Source organism: Bradyrhizobium sp. WSM4874, from assembly GCF_055811835.1.
The window spans coordinates 1-2,212 of record NZ_JBVVPR010000129.1 but is presented as its reverse complement, the minus strand read 5'-3'; the positions used below and the strand labels follow the sequence as shown (position 1 = coordinate 2,212).

Below are 2,212 nucleotides of genomic sequence, written 5' to 3'. Positions count from 1 at the left end.
CGCGCCCGGTGCGAGCAAAGCCGTCGCGGCTACCATGTCGCAGCGTTGATTGAAGGCGAGTGAGAGCGCGGCCTTGGGGTTCCCTTCGACGCGGTATGCCCGGCTGCGGCCGCGCATCGGACCGACGACAATCTCTCGGCCGGCAGCCGTCGGCGTTGCCCTCCCAATCAGCGCCAGGTCGCCCATCTGTTCGAGGTCGCCGTCGTCGGCGACGCCGGTAGCGCAATTGCAAAAGCCGAGCTTGGGGCGGACGTAGAGCTGGACCTCGCCGCCGCAATCTTCGGCCTTGCAGCGGAACGCTTTTCCTTTCCCCCAGGGATCCGCGCCGAAAGGCCAGTCGATTTCCGTCCACACCGGGCGGACCTCGCCGGAGGCCGATGTTGCGCGTGCCGGTTCACCGGATCGCAATATCCAGACCGCAGCGGCGGCGCAGAGCAGCGCACTGGCTGCGCTGATTGCAACGAATTTGCTGGTCAAGCGCATGGACGTTGCCGCGGCACCTTTGCTAATTCTGAGCCATCAACTTTCGTGCGGCCGCGAGGTCTTCCCGAGACGAGTCGCCATTTCTCGCCGTTTCGACGACTTTCGCGTAGTACTGGCGGGCCTTCACAGCATCCCCCGCTTTCTCGGCCGCGCGAGCGGCGCCGATGGTCGCGCCAAAGCGGTTCGGCTCCTTGCGCATGGTGCTTTCGAACGCGGCCAATGCTTCCGTCGCCATGCCACGTTCGAGCAGCATGGTCCCGTAAAGCTCGCGTGCGGGGGCAAGCGGACCCGGCGTCACGATGGATTTCTCGGTCTTGTCTTCGGCATCGGCGGCAAGGCGCATCGCTTCCAGCGCATCCGCCTGTTTCCCCAGGGCGTTGAGCTGCCAGGCTGTAGCGACCTGCCGCTGAATGTCCACGATTTCGGTCCAATAGGCGTCCTTGTCCTGCTGCAGCTTGTCCCGCAACTCTGCCAGCTTGGCGATGTCCGCCGTTGCTGCGTCTGCATTGCCGGAGCGCGCGGCGCCAAGAGCGCGGGCGAAATAGGTGATCGCATCGACATAGGCAAACCGGCTCGGCTCGACCTTCAGCGCAGCAGCGCCCTGCCAATCACCACGCTCGACCATATAGCGCGCCTGGCTGGCTGCTATCGCGTAGGGACCGGCGCGGACAGCCGGCGCATAGCCCGTGGTCGCAACCATGTCCGCGATGACCTCGCTGGCTCGGCTGTCCTGCGCAAGCTGGAGCAGGGCGTAGACCATATAGTCGTCGGCATGCAGCTGCTCGCTTGGGTCCTTGCCCTCCTTGGCAGCCTTGGCGGAACGGCTATTGGCGTCGATGGATTCGTTCCAGTAGCCGACGCGCGTGAAGATGTGCGACGGCATATGCAAGGCGTGCGGTGCCGCCGGCGCGATCTCGGAATAGCGCTTGGCAGCGTCGAGTCCTTGCTCTGCGATCGCCGGATAGTCATAGAGGTGGATCAGATAATGCGCGACGCCGGGATGCCGCGGCTGGCGCTTGAAGATCGGCTCCAGGATAGCAGCGCCCTTGAGCTGGTTGGCATAGGTCTTGTCGTTTGGTGACGCCGTGACATTCAGCGTAATGGCGTAGGCGATCTGCGCCTCGTCATCATCGGGATAGCGCGCGGCGACGGCTTCGGTTGCCTTGAGATAGGCCTGCGCGCGCTGGCCAAACGTCGTCTTTTCGTCGCCCGAATAGAAGGCCAGCAGCGCGTCGATATAGTCGCGTTCGCGTTCGCTCTTGGCGCCGAGTGCCTTGGCCTTCTGCAGCGCGGCGATACCTCCGGTGAGGTTTTCCTTAGGCGCGGGAAAATGCGGATTGTACAGCAGGCTCAGCGCAATGCCCCAATAGGCGATCGCGCATTCCGGATCGGCCTGCAGCGTCTCCTCGAAAATTTCCTTTGCGGGCCGGTACCAGAACGAGTGCTGATAACGCATCCCGCGATCGAAGCGGCGCTGCGCCACCTCGTTGCAGGAGGTCTGGAAGTGCACCTTGCCAAATTGCTCATCGGCCCCGTCCTCCGCGCGTGCGGCGGGCGTGCCGGAAATCGAGCTCAGGGTAGCGAGGGCGAGAAGAGAGACGGTTCTCAAGGCGAGCGCGCGCATCGGCCCCTCCGTTTTCTGTTCAGAATAAATCTGGTCAGATGGCGCCGATAAAACCGAGGGCGCCGAAGTTCGTACTGCTGAGATTGGCAATGGCAATTGCGTTTT

The 2,212-nt window shown here is 63.5% G+C and carries 2 protein-coding genes; both read right to left on the bottom strand.

From position 1 onward, the window contains the following. Window positions 1-483: hypothetical protein (locus AC0L3P_RS39560; protein ID WP_473309405.1), on the bottom strand; the 483-nt coding region annotated here is incomplete at its 3' end. A 22-nt stretch (window positions 484-505) separates the two neighbouring features. After that, window positions 506-2,107: a tetratricopeptide repeat protein gene (locus tag AC0L3P_RS39555; RefSeq protein WP_473309404.1), complete on the bottom strand. Its 1,602-nt coding sequence runs from the start codon at window positions 2,105-2,107 to the stop codon at window positions 506-508. Between the last annotated feature and the right edge of the window lie 105 nt (window positions 2,108-2,212).